Here is a 3729-nt window from a genome sequence, read left to right as displayed (position 1 = left end):
GGAACGTTTGATTGGCGCCACGCCGTTTTTGGACCTCATCCGACTGAGGAAGCTCCAAAATTAACTGATGAAGATTTAAAAAACGGTAAATCTAGACCAAGTGAGGAAGACATGCTAAATCATTATGAAATTATAGTAGAAAAAGTTAGAGCTAACCATAACAAAGCGCCTTACGTAAATTGGCAAAAATCATACAAGAATTGGTCTACCTATGAAATGTCTGATCATCTTCCCATTTGGATGGAGCTAGAAATTGATTATTCTGATGATTATTTGAGACGTTATCTTTAATTTTTAAAGACAACTATCCCTTCCAAAAACAAAACAGCTATAGGTTTAAAAATAAAAGCCAGCAAACAAGCGCGTTAGGGATAGAAGTGGATAGCCCACAGCCCGACGCAGGAGGTGCGAGGACTTGGAACGGATAGCCCGACGACGACCTTAGGAGGCGTAACCTGCCTGCCGGCAGGCAGGCGCCCAAATAAAAATGTTTTAAACAATAAAAAATCCCAATCAAATTAATGATCGGGATTTCAAATTAATGTTGGCCTACTAGGGCTCGAACCTAGACTCTTTGGTACCAAAAACCAACGTGTTGCCAGTTACACCATAGGCCATTCGTGTAATGAGGGTGCAAATTTAGTATAAAAAAATCTTTGCACAAGTTTTTTTTGAAAAATATTCATCAATTCTTTACGTTTTTTTTAAGCCTTTAAGATTCAGGTATATGTTAAGACAAACTAAATAGTTAGGTCTCATTTCATATTTATTGTTAAATTCGCCAAAGCAAATAAATTCAGATACACATGGCACATGTAAACTATAAAAAATGGAACACCATTTTAGGCTGGTTTTCTTTTTTAATAGCGCTTATAACATATAGTTTAACGGTAGAACCAACAGTTAGTTTTTGGGATGCAGGCGAGTATATTTTAACTTCGGCAAAATTACAAGTAGGTCATCCACCTGGAGCTCCATTATTCCAAATGATGGGAGCTTTTTTCTCGATGTTTGCTTTTGAGCCTTCGCAAGTTGGATTTATGATGAATATGATGAGTGCTGTAGCTAGCGCATTCACGATTCTATTTATGTTTTGGACCATTACGTTATTACTAAAAAAATTAGTTGGTGATAAAAATGAGATGTCTCAAGGAAAATCTATGGCTATTTTAGGTAGTGGTTTAGTTGGAAGTTTAGCCTTCGCCTTTACAGATTCGTTCTGGTTTAATGCCGTTGAGACTGAAGTTTACGCCATGGCTACTTTAATTATGGCGGTTTTATTCTGGTTAGCACTACGTTGGGAACAGGATATGGATAAACCTCGAGGTAACCGCTGGTTAATTTTAATTGCTTTTGTTATTGGACTATCGTTTGGAGTTCACTTTATGGGCTTATTGACTATTCCTGCCATTGGCCTTATTTATTTCTTTAAAAACTACAAAACAGTTACTATTCAAAATTTTATAATTGCAAATGCAGTTGCAGTTGGGGTGTTGCTTTTTATATTTAAATTATTGGCACCCAATATTCTTAGAATTTTTAGTGCTATGGAATTGTTTTTTGTGAATTCCGTAGGACTCCCTTTTAATTCAGGTTCCATAATTGCTGGTATTGCATTAGTGGCCATTATTTTTTACGCCTTAAAATATACACGTCAAAAAAATTACACCCATTTAAATACAGGAATTCTTTGTTTAACCTTTGTTATTATAGGTTTTTCAACCTGGTTAATGTTACCTATTCGTGCTAATGCCGATGTGGTAATTAATGAAAACAACCCATCAAGCGCCAGAGAATTATTGGCTTATTATAACTTAGAACAATATCCTGAAACACACTTGTTTTTCGGCCCTCAATTCACCGACCAATATGCCTATTTAGATGAAAACAACCCATATGTAGATGATAAACCTAAATATGAAAAGGACAAAGCTAAAGGTGAATACGTCGTTGTTAACGATTGGAAAAATGCTAAGCAGAATTATAATTCAAAACACGCCTCTTTCCTTCCCCGTATGTGGAGTGGCGAACATGCTGAAAACTATATGATGTTTTCTGGGTTTTTAGATTTTAAGCTGAAGCCTGACTATGCCATGGAAAACGAGCTGATTAGTGCCGTTTCAAATTTTAGAAACGATGTCGCTCAAGGGAATGTTGATTATGAAGATTATAATGATTTCTTAAAACAATTTAAAGACTATATAGACATTGAAAAACCATCATTAGCAAGTAACATTGCTTACCTTTTTGAATACCAATTAGGTTACATGTACTGGCGTTATTTTATGTGGAATTTTTCTGGAAGACAAGACGATATTCAAGGCCGTTATGACAACCACGGAAATTGGATTTCGGGCATAAAACTATTGGACGAATGGCATTTAGGTATGTCGCAAGATAATTTACCTAGCGATGTTGAAAACAATAAAGCTAGAAATACGTATTATTTATTCCCATTAATTTTAGGCCTTATTGGGTTTTTCTTTTTGTTTAATAAAGACAAGAAATTGTTTTGGGTGATGCTGGTGTTTTTCTTGTTTACAGGAATTGCCATTCAAGTATATACCAATGTACGTCCTTTTGAACCTCGTGAGCGTGATTATTCAGTAGTTGGCTCATTTTATGTATTTACACTTTGGATTGGTTTTGGGGTTTACGCCATTTACGACACCCTTAAAAAATATGTGCCTAAAAAATTAGCGGCACCAATAATCACAGTAGCATGTTTAATTTTAGTTCCTGGAATTTTAGTGGCCAACAATTGGGATGACCACGACCGATCTGATAAATACACAGCTAGAGCTATGGCAAAAATGTATTTAGATTCTTGTGCTGAAAATGGGATTCTATTTACCATTGGCGATAACGATACATTCGCCCTTTGGTATGCTCAAGAAATTGAAGGCTACCGAACCGATGTGCGTGTTGTAAACACCAGTTTATTTCAAACCGATTGGTATATCGACCAAATGAAACGTAAGGCTTATGAAAGTGATCCTGTGCCGTCGCAATTAACGCACGATTTGTATAAATATGGGACTAACGATTATATTATCATTCAACAAGTTATTAATGACACCTTAGATGTTAAACAATTTTTAGATTTTGTTGGAAGTGATAACCCAAAAACTAAATACAAATATGTTTTACAACAACGTGGCATTGATATGTCAAATGTTAGAAGTCAGGATGCTAATGCCACATACTTACCAACACCCTATTTACGCCTTCCTGTAAATAAAGAAAATGCTTTAAAATCGGGGATTGTAAAACCGGAAGATGCTGATAAAATAGTTTCAGAAATTAACTTAAAAGTAACAGGCGGTGCACTTTATAAAAACCGTTTGTTAATGCTAGATATTATTGCCAATAATGAATGGAACCGCCCAATATATTTTACTGGTGGTAGTTTTGGTGATGATGATTATATCTGGATGAAAGACTATTTACAATTAGATGGTATGTGCTATAAATTGGTGCCTATAAAAACGCCTGTTGATAGATCTAACCCTTTTGATATGGGACGTGTGGACAGCGATTTAATGTATGAGAAAGTTAAAAATTGGGATTGGGGAAATAGCGGAAGTCCAGATATTTATCATGATGTTGAAACTCGTAAAAACTCCATTACTTACAGAGGTAATTTAGCACGTTTAGCGGAACAGTTAATAAATGAAGATAAACTTGATAAAGCTGAAGAGATAGCAGACATAGCCATGACCAATATGC

General features: G+C 35.5%; 2 protein-coding genes and 1 tRNA gene. 2 read left to right on the top strand and 1 reads right to left on the bottom strand.

Features of this window, described 5'->3' with window-relative positions:
• Window positions 1-291: hypothetical protein (locus WBN21_RS10495; protein ID WP_424200050.1), on the top strand; the 291-nt coding region annotated here is incomplete at its 5' end.
• Window positions 292-544: 253 nt separating this feature from the next.
• Here WBN21_RS10495 and WBN21_RS10490 read toward each other — a convergent pair.
• A tRNA-Gln gene (locus tag WBN21_RS10490) sits at window positions 545-617 on the bottom strand.
• Between the two features lie 189 nt (window positions 618-806).
• On the opposite strand from WBN21_RS10490, the gene WBN21_RS10485 reads away from it, so the two are divergent.
• On the top strand, window positions 807-3729 hold a 2923-nt coding region (locus WBN21_RS10485), incomplete at its 3' end, for a DUF2723 domain-containing protein (RefSeq protein ID WP_424200048.1).

It is taken from the genome of Algibacter sp., from assembly GCF_049667265.1.
Lineage (GTDB): Bacteria > Bacteroidota > Bacteroidia > Flavobacteriales > Flavobacteriaceae > Algibacter_B.
The sequence above is the reverse complement of the archived record's forward strand: the minus strand, read 5'-3'. Positions and strand labels throughout refer to the sequence as shown.